This is a genomic window from Streptomyces sp. BF23-19, assembly GCF_041106355.1.
GTDB lineage: Bacteria > Actinomycetota > Actinomycetes > Streptomycetales > Streptomycetaceae > Streptomyces > Streptomyces virginiae_A.
On the sequence record NZ_JBGBPT010000051.1, the window covers coordinates 17,044 to 33,800 of the forward strand.

Here is a 16,757-nt window from a genome sequence, read left to right on the forward strand (position 1 = left end):
GCACCGCACTTGATGCAGGTGAGGGGCGCCCGGCAGACGCGCGGAGGGCCGGGATCCAGTGGCGGATCCCGGCCATCCGCCTCACCTGCTCACCCTCTACCGGGTGACCTCGTCGTGGCCCTGGTGGAGGCCGCCGCCGCTGCCCGAGCCGCCCGTGGGCTGCGAGACGACCGGCTTCGACAGCGGGGCCAGGTCGTGCGCGTAGTGGCCGACCGCGTCCGCGATGACGTCGACGTTGATGTCGAGCGCCTTCTGGTCGATGTTGGTGATGTCGTCACCCTTGCCGTGGTAGTTCACGTCGTAGGCGACGCCCGCCTGGCCGCCGAACTTCGCTGCCTGCTCCGGGGACTTGATGCCCTCGGCACCGGTGAAGGTGCCGCCGGAGGGGATGCCGACCTCGATGAAGGGGCCGTAGTCCGAGCGGCCCGAGAAGTCGGTGCCCTCGTGCGGGATCTTCTTGGAGTCGAGGAAGTCGTTGATCCCCTTCTCCAGCTGGGCGGAGCCCGCCGGGCCGGGGCCCGCGCCGGTCGCGTCCGAGTCGTCGCCGTCGTAGACGAAGTAGGCGGCGTTCGGCGAGGCGATCATGTCGAAGTTCAGATAGAGCTTGATCTGCTTCTTCTGGGCGTCCGTCAGTCCGGCGACGTACGCCTCGGAGCCGAGCAGGCCGAACTCCTCCGCCGACCACCAGGCGAACTTGACCTTGTTCTTGACCTTCTTCTGTTCGCTCGCGAGCCGCTGGGCGACCTGGAGGATGCCCGCCGAGCCGGAGCCGTTGTCGTTGATGCCCGGGCCGGCCGCGACCGAGTCGAGGTGCGAGCCGAGGAAGACGGTGTTGTTCTCGTCGCCGCCCTTGGTCTCGGCGATGACGTTGAAGGTCTTGCGGTTCTCGCGCAGCTCACGGATGTCGAGGGTGAGCTCGACCGGACCGGCGGCGGCCTCGGCGGTCAGCTTCTCGCCGTCCTCCTGGGTGATGCCACCCGTCGGGATCTTGCCGAGGGTCGGGTCGCCGAGGGTGCCGTTCAGGCCGCCCGTGGTGTTGTTGAAGATGACCGCGCCGAGCGCCCCGGCGGCCGCCGCGTTCTGCTGCTTCACCGCGAAGGTGCAGCCGCCGCGCTTGATCAGGGCGATCTTTCCGGTGAAGGTGCCGGAGGCGAAGTCGCCCGGCTCGCAGCCGTTCGTCCCGTCCGCGTCGACCGGGGCCACGGCGACCTGGGCCGTCACACCGCCCTCCGGGGAGTTCGCCGTGTAGGTCATCAGGTGGATCGGGACGTCGCGCTCGTTCGTGCCGCCCACGGTCAGCTTCTCCTCGACCGTCTCGACGTAGACGAAGTCGAACTCGTTGCGGGTGACCTGGTACCCGGCCGCCTTCATGACCGCCTCGATGTACTTGGCCGACTGTTCGTGGCCCTTGGATCCGGCCGCGCGGTTGCCGTTGTTGTAGTCGGCGAGCGACTGGAGCACCTTGAGGTGGTTGTAGGCGCCCTTGCCGGTCGCGTCCTTGACCAGCTTCCGGGCGAGCGCGTCACCCCGGGCGGCGTCGCTCTGCGGGCTCCCGGTGGCTCCGGCCGGTCCGGCCAGCAGCAGCGGCGAGACGAGGGCTACGGCTGCCAGGGCGGCGGTTGCTGCGGCTATACGTCGTGAGGGCATGAAGGTCCTTCCACGGCAAAGGCGAGCAGGGCAGGGCGGAGCAGGGCACAGCAAGGTGGAGCGTGGCGGTGCGCGTGAGCAGATGTGGTGCGCGTTACGTGGGGGATCGGTGGACGCACGTTAGACAGCAAGTGGCCACCATGGCCAGAGTTTTCGCTGATTCCGGTTTATGAATTCCGTATATCGGTGAATCTGGGCCGCCCAAATCAAGCCAAAGGTGCGGTGGTTCGTCCTAGCGGAGGACGCCCTCGATGAAGTCCGATCCGATGCGCGCGACGGCCGGCAGATCCAACTGGTGCTGGGCGTACCGACCCTGACGCCGCGTGTGCATCAGACCGGCCTTCTTCAGGACGGCCAGATGCCGCGACACCTCCGGCGCGGTGATCCCGTACACGGTCGCCAGCTCGCTCGTCGTGAACGGGGCCCGCGCCAGACTCCGGCACAGCATCATCCGCATCGGATGCGCCAGCGCCTCCATCCGCCGCTGGAGCAGCTCCACCGAGCCGGGCTCGGAGGTCAGTTCGGGGGAGCCGAGCGGATAGTGGACCACCGGCCGCCAGCCCGGCGCGTGCAGCACCAGCAGGTGCGGCCAGCCGAAGTTGGTCGGTACGAAGACCAGGCCGGCGCCTATTCGGGGATCGGTCGCGGTCGTCGATCCGTGGACCATCTTGTCGGCGGTGATGGTCGTGCCGCCCGCGTCGACGCTCAGCGCCGCCGAGACCTCCTTGAGCACGGTCGGCAACCCCTTGCGGCGCAGCACCTCCGTCTTGTGCCGGGCGTCGGCGCTCTGCCCGGGCTCGACGCGCTTCCACGTCTCGGCGAAGAAGGCCTCGTCGCAGTCCTCCAGGAGACGCCGCATCCACACCCGGACGGAGGCCGTGTCGTCGAGCAGCCGGATGGAGAAGTCCAACTGGCGCGGGCCACGGGCGGCGGCCGTCTCCAGCGCCTTGGCCCGCGCCGCCGGGTTCGCCAGCGGCGAGGAGGACGGGCCGCCCTCGTTGTAGAGCGCCAGCCAGCACTGTTCCAGAGCAGCCCGCACGAACCGCTCGTCGTCCAGCCGGTCCAGCACGTCCAGCGCCTCGGCCAGCGTCGCGGCGGGCTGCCCGGTCCCGCCGGGCAGCCCGGCGAACGGCATGAAGATGTCGGAGAAGGAGCTCCGCCACATGAAGTCGGCCTCCAGCAGCCGGTCCGCGAGGCACGGATCGAGCGAGGCGGCGGTGGCGGTGGTCCAGGAGCTCAGCCCGGGGTGGTGCGCGGGCTGGGAGAGCGCGTGCAGGGCCATGCAGAGCTCGGCGAGCGGGGAGGGCGCGAACGTGATCCGCTCGGTGGGCAGGCCTGCGATGTCGATGGTGACGCTCATCAGGCCATTCTGTCGTTCCGCGCACCACGGGGACGCCGAGGTGGGTCTGTCGGCCCCGCCGTACGGGTGGCCGCGGCCGGTCCGGCGCGGCGGCCGGACGAGTGATCATCCGCGGCGCGAAGGCCTGGTCGGGCCGTCGATTGACGGGGAACGTCAACTGTCGTGCGGGATGCCGCCGACGGGGTGAGGCTTGACTCATGACCGCCATCGAGCAGTACATGATCGACACCTACCGGGCCTCCCAGCAGGGCGCCCCGATGCCCCCGCCGCCCGGCCGCGACGACGTCGCCGTGATCCGCTCGCTCCGCACGTACGAGCAGGCCAGAGCCGTCATGGAAGGCAGACCGGCCCGCCACCCCTGGCGTGCCGCCCTGCGCCGGATACTGGTCCGCCCGCGGGCGTGCTGATCCGGCGGGGGCCCCTGCTAGGCCGTCTCTTCCGGATCTTGCCGGGCCCGGCCCGCCCGGCACGGCACCTCGCCGCGTTGTCGGGGCACCCGAGTACGTCCGGTACACGGGCGCCCCTCCGCCTTGCGAGGCACCGCACCGGACGACCCGGGCCCACCCGACAAGATCCGAAAGAGACGGCCTAGTCGAAACTGGGCGCGTTGCGCTGGTACACCAGCCGCAGCCCGATGAGCGTCAGCCACGGCTCGTGGTCGTCGATCACCGAGGACTCGCCCAGCACCATCGGAGCCAGCCCGCCCGTCGCGATGACCCGCACGTCGTCCGGGTTCCCGTGCGGCCCGGCCAGCTCCTTCGCCATCCGGGTCACGACCCCGTCGACCTGCCCCGCGAAGCCGTAGACCACGCCCGACTGCATCGCCTCGACCGTGGACTTCCCGATCACGTTGCGCGGCCGCGCCAGCTCGATCTTCCGCAGCTGGGCACCCCGTACGCCGAGCGCGTCCATCGAGATCTCGATGCCCGGGGAGATCACCCCGCCCACGTACTCGCCCTTCGCGGACACCGCGTCGAAGGTGGTCGCCGTACCGAGGTCGACCACGATCGCCGGGCCCCCGTAGAGCTCGACCACCGCGACCGCGTTCACGATGCGGTCCGCGCCGACCTCCTTGGGGTTGTCCATGAGGATCGGCACGCCCGTCTTGGTGCCCGGCTCCACGATCACCGCGGGCACGTCGCCGTAGTAGCGGCGGGTCACCTCGCGGAGCTCGTGCAGGACCGACGGCACCGCCGAGCAGATCGCGATGCCGTGGATCCCGTCGCCGAGCTCGCTGCCGAGCATCGGGTGCATGCCCATCAGCCCCTGCAGGAGCACGGCCATCTCGTCGGCCGTGCGCTGCGGGTCGGTCGAGATGCGCCAATGCTCGACGATCTCGTCACCGTCGAACAGGCCCAGGACCGTATGGGTGTTGCCTACGTCGATGGTGAGGAGCACGGGTTACACCGCCTCGCGCAGATCGAGCCCGATGTCCAGGATCGGCGAGGAGTGGGTCAGCGCGCCGACCGCCAGGTAGTCCACGCCCGTCTCCGCGTACGAACGGGCGGTGTCCAGGGTGAGCCGGCCCGAGGACTCCAGCACCGCACGGCCGGCCACCAGGGCCACGGCCTCCGCGGTCTGCTCGACCGTGAAGTTGTCCAGCAGGATCAGGTCGGCGCCGGCCTCCAGGACCTCGCCGATCTGCTCCAGCGTGTCGACCTCGACCTCGATGGGGACCTCCGGGAAGGCCTCGCGCACGGCCTTGAAGGCCTGCGCGACACCGCCCGCCGCCACCACGTGGTTGTCCTTGACCAGCGCCGCGTCCGAGAGCGACATCCGGTGGTTGACGCCGCCACCGCAGCGCACCGCGTACTTCTCCAGCGAACGCAGGCCCGGCGTGGTCTTGCGGGTGTCACGGACCTTCGCCGAGGTGCCCTCCAGCACGTCGGCCCAGCGGCGGGTGGCCGTCGCGATGCCCGACAGTCGGCACATGATGTTCAGCGCGCTGCGCTCCGCCGTGAGCAGGTCACGGGTGCGCGAGCGCACGGAGAGCAGCAGCTGACCGGCGGTGACGGTGTCGCCGTCCTCCGCGTGCCGCTCGACCTCGAAGGCCTCCGTGCAGACCACGGAGAACACGGCCTCGGCGATCCGCAGACCGGCCACGACACCGTCCTCGCGCGCGACGAAGTCGGCGACGGCCTCGGCCTCCTCCGGCACGGTCGCGACGGTCGTCACGTCCACACCGCCGTCCAGGTCCTCCGACAGCGCCATGTGCGCGATGTCCTCGACCTCGATCGGGTCCAGGCCGGCGTCGGCCAGCAACTGCGCCAGCGCCGGGTCCAGGCCGCTCTCCTCGCCGTCACCGCAGGCGCAGTCGTCGCCGCAGCCGCCGTCGTTCTGGTCGATCAGGGGAAGTTCGGGGGTGCTCACGGTCACTGCTCCAGGCTCGGGTTGCTCAGGGGGTGCACGGACGGGAAGTCCGCGGAGTCGGTGGGTACGACGACCAGGGCGCGCTTCTCGGTCGCCGAGAGCCGGACGACGAGATGGCGGCGCCACTGGGCATCGTCCCGCTCGGGGTGGTCCTCACGCCAGTGGCAGCCACGGGTCTCCACCCGCCGCTGCGCCGCGGCGACCAGGACCCGCGCCACGCACAGCAGGTTCGTGGCTTCCCAGGTGTCCACGCCCGGCTCGGCGGTCTTGCCGTGCGCCTCGAGGTCGTTCAGGGCGGTGGCGTACAGCGCTTCGAGGGCGTCGGCCGCGGCATCGAGCGAAGCGGCGGAGCGGAGCACGCCCGCGCCCTCCGTCATGATCCGCTGGACCTCGTACCGGGCACCGCCGGGCTGCAGCGGACCGGTCGCCGGGACCGGTATCCCCGGGCCGCTGCCGGCGGCCCGCTCCGCGACGATGTCCTCGGCGATCCGCTCGGCGAAGACCAGCCCCTCCAGCAGGGAGTTGGAAGCCAGCCGGTTCGCGCCGTGCACACCGGTGCAGGCGACCTCGCCGCAGGCGTACAGGCCGGGGACCGTGGTCCGCCCGTGCAGGTCGGTCCGGACGCCGCCGGACGCGTAGTGCGCGGCGGGCGCCACCGGGATGGGCTCGGTCACCGGGTCGATGCCGTGGGAGCGGCAGGCGGCCAGGATGGTCGGGAAGCGCTGCTCCCACATCCGCGCGCCGAAGTGCCGGGCGTCGAGGTACATGTGCTGCGCGCCCTGCTCCTGCATGCGGCGCATGATGCCCTTGGCGACGATGTCGCGGGGCGCCAGCTCGGCCAGCTCGTGCTGCCCCTGCATGAAGCGCACGCCGTCCGCGTCCACGAGGTACGCGCCCTCGCCCCGGACCGCCTCCGACACCAGCGGCTGCTGGCCCTCGGCATCCGGGCCGAGGAAGAGCACCGTCGGGTGGAACTGCACGAATTCGAGGTCGGAGACCTCGGCGCCGGCCCGCAGCGCGAGCGCCACGCCGTCACCGGTGGACACCGACGGGTTGGTGGTCGCGGAGAAGACCTGGCCCATGCCGCCGGTCGCGAGGATCACGGCGGGCGCGTGCACGGCGCCGACCCCGTCGTGCTGGCCCTCGCCCATGACGTGCAGGGTGACACCGGCCGTACGGCCCTGCGCGTCCTGCAGCAGGTCCAGTACGAGGGCGTTCTCCACGGTCTCGATGCCCGCGGCATGGACCGCCTCGACGAGCGCCCGGGAGATCTCGGCGCCGGTGGCGTCGCCGCCCGCGTGCGCGATCCTGCGGCGGTGGTGCCCGCCCTCGCGGGTCAGTTCTATCTCGCCGGTCTCCGTGGAGGTGTCGAAGACCGCGCCGGTGGCCATCAGCCGCCGTACCGCGTCGGGACCCTCGGTGACGAGCAGCCGGACGGCCTCCTCGTCGCACAGGCCCGCACCGGCGACCAGGGTGTCGTCGAGGTGCTGCTCGGGGGTGTCGCCCTCGCCGAGGGCCGCGGCGATACCGCCCTGGGCCCAGCGGGTGGAGCCGTCGTCGAGCCGGGCCTTGGTGACCACGACGGTACGGCGGCCCCCGGCGGCGCAGCGCAGCGCGGCGGTCAGGCCCGCCACGCCGGAACCGACGACCACGACGTCGGCGTCGAGGGACCAGCCGGGGGCCGGTGCGTGCAGCCGTATGCCGGTGCCTGCGCCTGCCCCGCCCGACGGGATGCCTCTGCCTGGGGTGCTCACGAGTGTGCTCCGAATTCCAATGGGATGTTGTCGATCAGCCGGGTCGCGCCCACCTTCGCGGCGACGGCCAGCACGGCCTGCCCGGTGAAGTCCTGACCGGTCTCGGTGAAGTCCAGCGGGTCGACCAGCGCCAGGTAGTCCAGCACGAGCGGCGGCTCGTGGCGGCCCGCCTCGTCCAGGACGTGCAGCGCGGCGGCCCGTACGGCGTCCGGCAGCCCGGAGCCGGCCGCGGAGACGGCCGCCGAGACGGCGTGCGCGTCGGCGGAGGCGCGGATCTCGCCGAGGCGGGCCAGGGCGGTGGCCCGCTCGTCGCTGGCCGGTGAGGCCTCGGCGCGGGCGCGCAGCGCGGCCTGCGCGGCGAGCCGGTCGCGGCCGGCGAACAGGGCGCGCGACAGGGCCAGGGCGGTGCCCCGCTCGGCGGCCGAGAGGTAGCGGTTGCGGGACGACAGCGCGAGCCCGTCCGCCTCACGGACGGTCGGTACGCCGACCACCTCGACGGGGAAGTTCAGGTCGGTCACCATCCGCCGGATCAGCGCCAGTTGCTGCGCGTCCTTCTGGCCGAAGAGCGCCAGGTCGGGGCGGGTGAGGTGGAGCAGCTTGGCGACGACGGTCAGCATCCCGTCGAAGTGCCCGGGGCGGGTGGCCCCTTCGAGGCGCTCGCCCATCGGGCCGGCGGTGATCCGCACCTGCGGGTCGCCGCCCGGGTAGACCTCGTCGACCGCGGGGGCGAACACCGCGTCTGCGCCCGCCTCTTCGGCGATCCCCAGGTCCGCTTCGAGAGTGCGCGGGTACCGGTCGAGGTCCTCGCCCGCCCCGAACTGCAACGGGTTGACGAAGACGGTGACGACGACCTGCCCCTCGGGTCCGGCCAGTTCGCGGGCCGTGCGGATCAAGGTGGCATGGCCCTCGTGGAGGGCCCCCATGGTCATCACCACGGCCCGGCGGCCGGTGCGCGACAGCTTGTGCAGCTCCTCGGCGGTGTGCAGCAGCAGGTCGGTCACCGGTCGCCTCCGTCGGACTCCGTGTCGGCGAGCACACCGAGCAGGTCCTCGGCGAGTTCGGGCTTGAGCAGACCGTGGGCGAGGGCCCGGTCCGCGGTGGTGCGGGCCATCGCCAGGTACCCGGCGACCGCGCCGGGCGCGTGCCGGCGCAGCTCCGAGACGTGCGCGGCGACCGTCCCGGCGTCCCCGCGGGCCACCGGCCCGGTCAGGGCGGCGTCACCGGAGCGCAGGGCGTTGTCGAGGGCCGCGCCGAGCAGCGGGCCCAGCATCCGGTCGGGGTGCTCCACCCCGGCCTTGGCCAGCAGTTCCATCGACTGGGCGACCAGGGTGACCAGGTGGTTCGCGCCGAGGGCCAGGGCCGCGTGGTAGAGCGGACGGTTCTCCTCCGCGATCCACTCGGGCTCCCCGCCCATCTCGATGACCAGGGCCTCCGCGGCCAGGCGCAGCTCCTCGGGGGCGGTGACGCCGAAGGAGCAGCCGGCGAGCCGCTGCACGTCGACCTCGGTGCCCGTGAAGGTCATCGCCGGGTGCAGGGCCAGCGGGAGGGCGCCCGCGCGGCGCGCGGGGTCGAGCACGGAGGTCCCGTACCGGCCGGAGGTGTGCACGAGGAGCTGTCCGGGCCGGATCGCGCCGGTCTCGGCGAGGCCCTCCACGAGCAACGGCAGCGCGTCGTCGGGGACGGTCAGGAGCACCAGGTCGGAAAGCTCCAGCACCTGCGCGGGCGGTACGAGCGGCACATCGGGCAGCATCCGGGCGGCCCGCCGCACGGACGTGTCGGACACTCCGGAGACGGCGACGGGCCGGTGCCCGGCCTGCTGGAGCGCACACGCCAGCGCGGGACCGACGCGGCCGGCTCCGACGACGCCGACGGCGAGCCGGGCAGGGCGTGGCTGCTGTGATGGATTCACGCGGGGAGGGCCCTTCCGTTCCAGTCCGCGGGGGGTACCGGACGATACGCCGCCATGCTAGCTCCTGGGGCAGTTGGCCGGTCGGCGGCGAGTGGAGCGAGGATCTTTGCCCATGAGTGACAACAGCGAGGACACCGAACGTACGAAGCGGCTGGTCGCGGCCTGGCGCGGGGCGGAGCGGAGGCTGTCGCGCAGCCTGCTGGAGCCCACCGTGGGGGAGCTGCTCGACTCGCTCGCCGAGGCCCCGTACGACATGGACGGGCCGGCCGACGTCTACGGCGACGGGGTCGTCACCGCACTGGAGAGCAAGGTCGCCGAGCTGCTGGGCACCGAGGACGCGGCGTTCTTCCCCAGCGGCACGATGGCCCAGCAGATCGCGCTGCGCTGCTGGGCGGGCCGGACCGGGAACCCGGTGGTGGCCCTGCACCCGATGAGCCATCCGGAGCGCTGGGAGGACGAAGCCCTGTCGACCGTCTCCGGACTGCGCGTGACGCACCCGACGACGGAGGCCCGCCAGCCGTCGGCGGAGGAGGTCGAGGCGCTGCGGGAGCCCTTCGGGACGCTGATGGTGGAGCTGCCGCTGCGGGAGGCGGGCTTCCTGCTGCCCACCTGGGAGGAGCTGGAGGCGCTCACCGAAGCGGCCCGGGAGCGGGACGCGGTCGTCCACTTCGACGGGGCCCGGCTGTGGGAGTCCACCGTCCACTTCGGGCGCACCCTGCCGGAGATCGCGGGCCTGGCGGACTCGGTGTACGTCTCGTTCTACAAGTCGCTCGGCGGCCTGAGCGGGGCGGCGCTGGCGGGGCCCCGGTCCTTCGTGGAGGAGACCAGGGTCTGGCGGCACCGCTACGGCGGCCAGATCTTCCGGCAGTTCCCGCAGGCCCTGTCGGCGCTGGCCGGACTGGAACGGGAACTGCCCCGGCTGCCGTCGTACGTGGCGCAGGCGCGGATGGTCGCGGGGGCGCTGCGCTCGGCCTTCGCGGATTCGGGGGTTCCGTGGGCCCGGATCCACCCGGAGGAGCCGCACACCCACCAGTTCCAGGTGTGGCTCCCGTACGAGCCGGACCGGCTGACGGAGGCGGGCCTGCGACAGGCCGAGGAGACGGGCACGGTCCTCTTCCGCCGCTGGTCCGCCGAGGGCCCGCCGGGCCTGGCGGTGACGGAACTGGAGATCACGCGGCCCGGCCTGTCCTGGACGGAGTCCGACGTCCACGAAGCGGTCTCGGCCTTCGTGGCCCGCATCTGACGGATCGGCCTCACCGGCGTTCGAGGCGCGGGTCGGGGACGGGCTCCGCGCAGCGGTACCCACCCCACCCCCGCCCTCGGGAGGGAAGCGGCGAAACACCGAATTCCCCGAAGTCGTCGGCGCGGACCGGCCACGGCGTTACCGTCATTGACGGCAATTACCGGCCACCGCGCCCGGATGGAGACACCATGACCACTCAGCCCGTGTGGCGGAAGTCCTCGTTCTGCAGTGAGGGCGACGCCTGCGTCTACGTCGCCACGGCCCCCGGGGCCCTCGTCAAGGTCGCCGACCGCGCCGACCCCGCCCACCTCGTCCTGGCCACCACCCAGGCCGCCTGGGCCGACTTCCTGCGCGCGGTCAAAGAGACCGGCTGAGGGACCCGCCGAGCGCGCCGCACCCGCGATCAGGGGATTTTGTCCGATTAGCGCGTATCTTCGGCCCATGCCCACGCCCTACGGATCCCGCGGCGGCATGGCGTTCGGCGCCGCTGAGCTGCACCTGCTCAGGCGCCTCCTCGCCCACGCCCTTCAGTCCTCCTCGGCCCCCCTGGCGGCCGAGGAGGTCCAGGACTGCCTGCGCCTCGCGCAATCGGTGGACGAAGCGGTCCAGGAGGCGGGCCGACTCAGAGCGTTCCTCCTCGCGGACCTCGCCCGCTACCGAGGCGCCCTGCCCGGCAGCCTCTCCGGCTACCTGGAGCTGCTGCAGGACGCCCTTGCCGCCGGGTACGAACCGGAGCCCGACGACCTCGCCGCCCTGCGCGCGCTCCGCGCCAATCCGGTAGCCGCCGCGCTGCTGGAACGGGTCCGCACGGTCGCGGAGCGCTCCGTACGCCGGCGGCTGTCGACCGCCCCCGCGCCCCGGACCCGGCTGCTGGCCCTGGCCGGCGGCAAGGAGAAGGACGACCAGCCGGCCCGCCCGGCACCGAACCCCAAGGAGCCGCCGCGTCCGGAGCGGCCGATTCCGACCCCCGGTGAGGTGTTCCCGCCACGCCGCAAGCCCACCCCGCCCCCGGAGGCCGGGCTGGCCGCCGGGTAGCTACGCTGTGGGGCATGGACTATGTCTCCGCGCTCGTGCCCCCCCTCGTGATGGCCACGTTCTTCATCGCTCTCGTCGTGACGATCGTGAAGAGCCAGGGCGGTTCCAACAAGGCCAAGGAAGACGCGGCCGTCGACGCCGTGCTCTCCCGGGCCGAAGCCACCCAGCAGCAGAAGTAACCCCGTCGGGCGTGCGGCTTCACCGGCCGCGCGCCCGATTTTTCTGCGCGTTGCCGAGCGAATAGTCGGGCAATTCCGCACAAGCCGCACTATCGTGCTGGTGTGCCTCGCCCCTTGGGAGATCTCGAAGACGCCGTCATGACACGGGTGTGGCAGTGGAACCGCCCGGTCACCGTGCGAGAAGTACTGGAAGACCTCCAGCAGGAACGGTCCATCGCGTACACCACGGTCATGACCGTTATGGACAATCTCCATCAGAAGGGCTGGGTCCGCCGGGAAGCCGAAGGCCGCGCCTATCGATATACGGCGGTCTCCACCCGCGCCGCCTACTCGGCCGCACTGATGAACGAAGCCTGGTCGACGAGCGACAACCCCGCGGCCGCCCTCGTGGCCTTCTTCGGCATGATGTCCGCGGAACAGCGGGAAGCCCTCCGGGACGCCGTGCGCGTCGTCCAGTACGACGACGGGTCGGGCGCGGACGCCGCCCCCGAACCCACCGCTCCGCCCGTGGCCGAAGGGGAGTCCGACGAGCGCCCGCAGGAGCCGGGGCGATAACGTCCGCAGCCATGGGAGAGTTTTCCACTGCACATGCAGAAACAGTGACGATCCGCCGTGCCCGGACGCGTGATGTTCCCGCGCTGCGCCGCCTCCTCGACCAGTACGTGCAGCAGCGGATCCTGCTCGACAAAGCTCCGGTCGTCCTTTACGAGGACATCCAGGAGTTCTGGGTCGCGGAACGAGAGTCCGACGGTCAGGTCGTCGGCTGCGGCGCTCTCCACGTGATGTGGGAAGACCTTGCCGAAGTACGCACTCTCGCCGTCGACCGGGGCTTGAAGGGTGCCGGCGTCGGGCATCAGGTGCTGGAGCAGTTGTTGCGTACCGCCCGCACCCTCGGGGTGAGCCGGGTTTTCTGCCTCACCTTCGAAGTCGAGTTCTTCGCGAAGCACGGCTTCGTCGAGATCGGCGAGACCCCGGTCAAGACCGATGTCTACATGGAGCTGCTCCGTTCCTATGACGAGGGTGTCGCCGAGTTCCTCGGTCTCGAACGAGTGAAGCCGAACACCTTGGGCAACAGTCGGATGCTTCTGCACCTCTGATCGATGGCCTCAGCTTTTCCGGCGCTCGTGTACCTGTGGCCTATGTCCGAATCGCGTACGTTTCCCGCCCTGTTGCGGTCTCGAACCTCTCCCCGGGGGTTTGTGTTTTCCAGGCAAAAGCGGTTTCCTTTCCGCGTACTGCTTTTCGATGAAAGGAAATCCCGGTGGCACAGAAGGTTCAGGTCCTTCTTGTCGACGACCTCGACGGCGGCGAGGCGGACGAGACGGTGACGTTCGCTCTGGATGGCAAGACCTACGAGATCGACCTCACCACCGCCAACGCTGAAAAGCTCCGCGGTCTGCTCGACCCGTACACCAAGGGCGGCCGCCGCACCGGTGGCCGCGCGTCCACCGGTCGCGCCAAGGGCCGTACGGCCGTGGCGTCCGGCAACCCGGACACCGCGGAGATCCGCGCCTGGGCGAAGTCCCAGGGCCTCAGCGTCAACGACCGCGGCCGCGTACCGCAGGACATCCGCGACGCCTACGAGAACCGGGGCTGACCCGTCAGGGACTGACCCGGCCGGCCCGCGAGGGAGGCCCGGCCACGGCGCTCCGCAAGGGCGTCCGGCGCCGGAGCCGCGCGCGGTGGCATTCCGTCGCCGCCGCGGAGACCAGGCGCACGAGATCGGGACCGGCGCCCACCCGCCCGGGACCGGCACCCTGTCCGGGACCGGACAGGGCAGGCAGAAGTGCCTCGCACCCCTGCTCGGGGGGCCGTAGCCACACGGCGGCCCCCCGGGGACTCCCGTCCCGTACGGCATGCCCCGGTGGCACCGGGGCGGTGATCCGGCCACCCGCACCCAGGGCGGTCAGATCAAGGGCGACCCCGCCCCATTCCAGCCAGTCCAGCAGCCCGTCCAGTTCCTCCGCGCCGCCCGCGGCCACCAGGAACCGCATCCGGCGCCCCATGAGGGCCACCGGGCCCGTGGCGACCGGCCTGCGCAGCAGCGCGGCCCCCGCGTCGGACGGCAGCTCCAGCACGTCGAACCGGACCCCGGTCACGAGCTGGGCCGGCGGCCCGCCCGTGACGGTCCAGCCGAGCACTCTCCCGTACCAGGAGGCGTACGCGTCCTCCTCGGGCGTCGGGCGGGGCAGCGGCACGAGCGGCTGGGCGAGCGGCAGGGTGACGGCCATGTCCGGAGCAACTTCCGAAACGCCTCGGGGTTACGCTCAATGTGACAGACCGCACTCATCACCATGCGGAACGTAAACCTCCGTGGACTCCCGAGTCCGCATTCGGGACGCAACTGTGTTCGCCCTTAGCGGAGGGAACCGGTGCCACCGGCATGGAGTGTCAGTCCTTACGGGTAAGACATTCCTAGTGGATCGGGGCGACACGCTGATTTGACGGGCCTCCGTTCGCCATCGGCGTACACGCATGACGGGTATCTGCCTGGCCTGCGGGAACATCGTCTCGCACCATCGAGTTGGAGCAGTTGTCGGCTCTTCAAGCCGGTTTTCCCGCTGATGCAGGGGTGAGCCGTGGACGGATGTCGGCAGTTGGAATGAGCTGTCCCGCCCCACGGGACTAGCATGCGGAAGGACAGGGCGGGGACCGACCCCGAACTGCCCGACCGCTCTGAGGAGCGATAAACGATGTTCGAGAGGTTCACCGACCGCGCGCGGCGGGTTGTCGTCCTGGCTCAGGAAGAAGCCCGGATGCTCAACCACAACTACATCGGCACCGAGCACATCCTCCTGGGCTTGATCCACGAGGGTGAGGGTGTCGCCGCTAAGGCCCTGGAGAGCCTCGGGATTTCGCTCGAGGCTGTTCGCCAGCAGGTTGAGGAGATCATCGGTCAGGGGCAGCAGGCCCCGTCCGGTCACATCCCCTTCACCCCGCGGGCGAAGAAGGTCCTGGAGCTTTCGCTCCGAGAGGCCCTCCAGCTCGGCCACAACTACATCGGCACCGAGCACATCCTGCTCGGCCTGATCCGCGAGGGCGAGGGCGTCGCCGCCCAGGTCCTCGTGAAGCTGGGCGCCGATCTCAACCGAGTCCGGCAGCAGGTCATCCAGCTGCTCTCCGGCTACACCGGTGGAGGCAAGGAGTCGGCCACGGCCGGCGGCCCGGCCGAGGGCACGCCCTCGACCTCGCTCGTCCTGGACCAGTTCGGCCGCAACCTCACCCAGGCGGCCCGCGAATCCAAGCTCGACCCGGTCATCGGGCGCGAGAAGGAGATCGAGCGGGTCATGCAGGTGCTGTCCCGCCGTACGAAGAACAACCCGGTCCTCATCGGCGAGCCCGGCGTCGGCAAGACCGCCGTCGTCGAGGGCCTGGCCCAGGCGATCGTCAAGGGCGAGGTTCCCGAGACGCTCAAGGACAAGCACCTCTACACGCTTGACCTCGGCGCCCTGGTCGCGGGTTCCCGCTACCGCGGTGACTTCGAGGAGCGCCTGAAGAAGGTGCTCAAGGAGATCCGCACCCGCGGCGACATCATCCTGTTCATCGACGAGCTCCACACCCTCGTGGGTGCGGGCGCCGCCGAGGGCGCGATCGACGCCGCCAGCATCCTCAAGCCCATGCTGGCCCGTGGTGAGCTCCAGACCATCGGTGCCACGACGCTCGACGAGTACCGCAAGCACCTCGAGAAGGACGCGGCCCTCGAGCGCCGCTTCCAGCCGATCCAGGTGGCGGAGCCTTCCCTCCCCCACACGATCGAGATCCTCAAGGGCCTGCGCGACCGCTACGAGGCCCACCACCGCGTCTCCATCACGGACGAGGCCCTCGTCCAGGCGGCGACGCTGGCGGACCGGTACATCTCGGACCGCTTCCTCCCGGACAAGGCGATCGACCTGATCGACGAGGCCGGCTCCCGGATGCGCATCCGCCGGATGACCGCGCCGCCGGACCTCCGCGAGTTCGACGAGAAGATCGCGGGCGTGCGCCGCGACAAGGAGTCGGCCATCGACTCCCAGGACTTCGAGAAGGCGGCGTCTCTCCGTGACAAGGAGAAGCAGCTGCTGGCGGCGAAGACCAAGCGCGAGAAGGAATGGAAGGCCGGCGACATGGACGTCGTCGCCGAGGTCGACGGCGAGCTCATCGCCGAAGTCCTCGCGACCGCGACCGGCATTCCCGTCTTCAAGCTCACCGAGGAGGAGTCCTCGCGACTGCTCCGCATGGAGGACGAGCTCCACCGTCGGGTCATCGGCCAGAAGGACGCCATCAAGGCGCTCTCCCAGGCGATCCGCCGTACCCGTGCCGGTCTGAAGGACCCGAAGCGCCCGGGTGGCTCGTTCATCTTCGCCGGCCCGTCCGGTGTCGGTAAGACCGAGCTCTCCAAGACGCTCGCCGAATTCCTCTTCGGCGACGAGGACGCGCTGATCTCCCTCGACATGTCGGAGTTCAGCGAGAAGCACACGGTTTCCCGTCTCTTCGGTTCGCCCCCCGGCTACGTGGGCTACGAAGAGGGCGGCCAGCTCACCGAGAAGGTGCGCCGGAAGCCGTTCTCCGTCGTCCTCTTCGACGAGGTCGAGAAGGCCCACCCGGATATCTTCAATTCCCTTCTCCAGATCCTGGAGGACGGTCGCCTGACCGACTCCCAGGGCCGGGTCGTGGACTTCAAGAACACGGTCATCATCATGACGACCAACCTGGGTACCCGGGACATCTCGAAGGGCTTCAACCTGGGCTTCGCGGCTCAGGGCGACACCAAGACCGGATACGACCGGATGAAGGCGAAGGTCAACGAAGAGCTCAAGCAGCACTTCCGGCCCGAGTTCCTCAACCGTGTCGACGACACGGTCGTCTTCCACCAGCTCACCGAGGAAGACATCATCCAGATCGTCGACCTCATGATCGCCAAGGTCGACGAGCGCCTCAAGGACCGCGACATGGGCATCGAGCTGAGCGGTGACGCGAAGCTCCTGCTCGCCAAGCGCGGCTACGACCCGATCATGGGCGCCCGCCCGCTGCGCCGGACCATCCAGCGCGAGATCGAGGACATGCTCTCGGAGAAGATCCTCTTCGGCGAGCTGCGCCCCGGTCAGATCGTGGTCGTCGGCAAGGAGGGTGAGGGCGAGGACGCCAAGTTCACCTTCCGCGGCGAGGAGAAGTCGGCTCTGCCCGACCTCCCCCCGATCGAGGCCACGGGCTCCGGCCCGGACCTGTCGAAGGGCGCGTAAGCGCGACCGAGCGGTAAGGGGCGGCCCCGGGACTGAGAAGT

17 protein-coding genes are annotated in these 16,757 nt (G+C 70.8%); 9 read left to right on the forward strand and 8 right to left on the reverse strand.

Features of this window, described 5'->3' with window-relative positions:
- Positions 1-96: 96 nt before the first annotated feature.
- On the reverse strand, positions 97-1,647 hold the full coding sequence (locus AB8A24_RS26330) for a M28 family metallopeptidase (RefSeq protein ID WP_328962234.1): 1,551 nt from the start codon (positions 1,645-1,647) through the stop codon (positions 97-99).
- Positions 1,648-1,879: 232 nt separating this feature from the next.
- Positions 1,880-3,007 (reverse strand): DUF5937 family protein, encoded by a 1,128-nt coding sequence (locus AB8A24_RS26335; RefSeq protein WP_328962233.1) that lies wholly within the window; start codon positions 3,005-3,007, stop codon positions 1,880-1,882.
- A 197-nt stretch (positions 3,008-3,204) separates the two neighbouring features.
- On the opposite strand from AB8A24_RS26335, the gene AB8A24_RS26340 reads away from it, so the two are divergent.
- Positions 3,205-3,414 carry a hypothetical protein gene (locus AB8A24_RS26340; RefSeq protein ID WP_266382050.1) on the forward strand — a complete coding sequence of 70 codons (210 nt, stop codon included), beginning with the start codon at positions 3,205-3,207 and terminating at the stop codon, positions 3,412-3,414.
- A gap of 181 nt (positions 3,415-3,595) precedes the next feature.
- Here AB8A24_RS26340 and AB8A24_RS26345 read toward each other — a convergent pair whose 3' ends face one another.
- Genes AB8A24_RS26345 through AB8A24_RS26365 form a run of 5 tightly spaced genes read right to left on the reverse strand, consistent with a single transcriptional unit; the run spans position 3,596 to position 9,040 of the window.
- The gene (locus AB8A24_RS26345) at positions 3,596-4,405 is read right to left on the reverse strand and encodes a type III pantothenate kinase (protein WP_030756228.1); all 810 of its coding nucleotides are present in this window, start codon (positions 4,403-4,405) and stop codon (positions 3,596-3,598) included.
- 3 nt (positions 4,406-4,408) lie between these two features.
- Positions 4,409-5,377: a carboxylating nicotinate-nucleotide diphosphorylase gene (nadC, locus tag AB8A24_RS26350; protein ID WP_328962232.1), complete on the reverse strand. Its 969-nt coding sequence runs from the start codon at positions 5,375-5,377 to the stop codon at positions 4,409-4,411.
- Between the two features lie 2 nt (positions 5,378-5,379).
- Positions 5,380-7,131, reverse strand: coding sequence for an L-aspartate oxidase (locus tag AB8A24_RS26355; RefSeq protein WP_328962231.1), 1,752 nt, complete (start codon positions 7,129-7,131; stop codon positions 5,380-5,382).
- Positions 7,128-8,132, reverse strand: coding sequence for a pantoate--beta-alanine ligase (panC, locus tag AB8A24_RS26360; protein ID WP_328962230.1), 1,005 nt, complete (start codon positions 8,130-8,132; stop codon positions 7,128-7,130). The genes AB8A24_RS26355 and panC overlap by 4 nt, the downstream gene beginning before the upstream one ends.
- Complete coding sequence (locus AB8A24_RS26365) at positions 8,129-9,040, reverse strand: Rossmann-like and DUF2520 domain-containing protein (RefSeq protein ID WP_369477811.1); 912 nt, start codon at positions 9,038-9,040, stop codon at positions 8,129-8,131. Before AB8A24_RS26365 ends, panC begins: the two co-directional genes overlap by 4 nt.
- A gap of 112 nt (positions 9,041-9,152) precedes the next feature.
- Here AB8A24_RS26365 and AB8A24_RS26370 point away from each other — a divergent pair, with 112 nt between their 5' ends.
- The 7 genes from AB8A24_RS26370 to AB8A24_RS26400 all read left to right on the forward strand — a co-directional run bounded on the left by AB8A24_RS26370 (position 9,153) and on the right by AB8A24_RS26400 (position 13,094).
- A complete protein-coding gene (locus AB8A24_RS26370) occupies positions 9,153-10,283 on the forward strand; it encodes a low specificity L-threonine aldolase (RefSeq protein WP_369477812.1) in 1,131 nt (376 codons plus the stop codon).
- Between the two features lie 188 nt (positions 10,284-10,471).
- Positions 10,472-10,657 carry a DUF397 domain-containing protein gene (locus AB8A24_RS26375; RefSeq protein WP_030727059.1) on the forward strand — a complete coding sequence of 62 codons (186 nt, stop codon included), beginning with the start codon at positions 10,472-10,474 and terminating at the stop codon, positions 10,655-10,657.
- Positions 10,658-10,754: 97 nt separating this feature from the next.
- A complete protein-coding gene (locus AB8A24_RS26380) occupies positions 10,755-11,318 on the forward strand; it encodes a hypothetical protein (protein WP_328965901.1) in 564 nt (187 codons plus the stop codon).
- A 14-nt stretch (positions 11,319-11,332) separates the two neighbouring features.
- Positions 11,333-11,497: a hypothetical protein gene (locus AB8A24_RS26385; RefSeq protein WP_328962227.1), complete on the forward strand. Its 165-nt coding sequence runs from the start codon at positions 11,333-11,335 to the stop codon at positions 11,495-11,497.
- 102 nt (positions 11,498-11,599) lie between these two features.
- Positions 11,600-12,052 carry a BlaI/MecI/CopY family transcriptional regulator gene (locus AB8A24_RS26390; protein ID WP_266382035.1) on the forward strand — a complete coding sequence of 151 codons (453 nt, stop codon included), beginning with the start codon at positions 11,600-11,602 and terminating at the stop codon, positions 12,050-12,052.
- A gap of 11 nt (positions 12,053-12,063) precedes the next feature.
- Entirely contained in the window at positions 12,064-12,594 is a 531-nt protein-coding gene (locus AB8A24_RS26395) for an amino-acid N-acetyltransferase (protein WP_030727070.1), read from the forward strand.
- Between the two features lie 164 nt (positions 12,595-12,758).
- A complete protein-coding gene (locus AB8A24_RS26400; protein ID WP_030009902.1) occupies positions 12,759-13,094 on the forward strand; it encodes an Lsr2 family protein in 336 nt (111 codons plus the stop codon).
- A 4-nt stretch (positions 13,095-13,098) separates the two neighbouring features.
- On the opposite strand, the gene AB8A24_RS26405 is transcribed toward AB8A24_RS26400, so the two are convergent.
- The gene (locus tag AB8A24_RS26405) at positions 13,099-13,728 is read right to left on the reverse strand and encodes an SCO3374 family protein (protein ID WP_328962226.1); all 630 of its coding nucleotides are present in this window, start codon (positions 13,726-13,728) and stop codon (positions 13,099-13,101) included.
- Between the two features lie 462 nt (positions 13,729-14,190).
- On the opposite strand from AB8A24_RS26405, the gene AB8A24_RS26410 reads away from it, so the two are divergent.
- Complete coding sequence (locus tag AB8A24_RS26410; protein ID WP_030727078.1) at positions 14,191-16,716, forward strand: ATP-dependent Clp protease ATP-binding subunit; 2,526 nt, start codon at positions 14,191-14,193, stop codon at positions 16,714-16,716.
- The last annotated feature ends 41 nt before the right edge of the window (positions 16,717-16,757 follow it).

What these genes read in the sequence shown, in the direction of transcription:
- AB8A24_RS26330 (WP_328962234.1), bottom strand. Translation starts at nt 1,647, where the DNA reads ATGCCCTCACGACGTATAGCCGCAGCAACCGCCGCCCTGGCAGCCGTA.
- AB8A24_RS26335 (WP_328962233.1), bottom strand. Translation starts at nt 3,007, where the DNA reads ATGAGCGTCACCATCGACATCGCAGGCCTGCCCACCGAGCGGATCACG.
- AB8A24_RS26340 (WP_266382050.1), top strand. Translation starts at nt 3,205, where the DNA reads ATGACCGCCATCGAGCAGTACATGATCGACACCTACCGGGCCTCCCAG.
- AB8A24_RS26370 (WP_369477812.1), top strand. Translation starts at nt 9,153, where the DNA reads ATGAGTGACAACAGCGAGGACACCGAACGTACGAAGCGGCTGGTCGCG.
- AB8A24_RS26375 (WP_030727059.1), top strand. Translation starts at nt 10,472, where the DNA reads ATGACCACTCAGCCCGTGTGGCGGAAGTCCTCGTTCTGCAGTGAGGGC.
- AB8A24_RS26380 (WP_328965901.1), top strand. Translation starts at nt 10,755, where the DNA reads ATGGCGTTCGGCGCCGCTGAGCTGCACCTGCTCAGGCGCCTCCTCGCC.
- AB8A24_RS26385 (WP_328962227.1), top strand. Translation starts at nt 11,333, where the DNA reads ATGGACTATGTCTCCGCGCTCGTGCCCCCCCTCGTGATGGCCACGTTC.
- AB8A24_RS26395 (WP_030727070.1), top strand. Translation starts at nt 12,064, where the DNA reads ATGGGAGAGTTTTCCACTGCACATGCAGAAACAGTGACGATCCGCCGT.
- AB8A24_RS26405 (WP_328962226.1), bottom strand. Translation starts at nt 13,728, where the DNA reads ATGGCCGTCACCCTGCCGCTCGCCCAGCCGCTCGTGCCGCTGCCCCGC.
- AB8A24_RS26410 (WP_030727078.1), top strand. Translation starts at nt 14,191, where the DNA reads ATGTTCGAGAGGTTCACCGACCGCGCGCGGCGGGTTGTCGTCCTGGCT.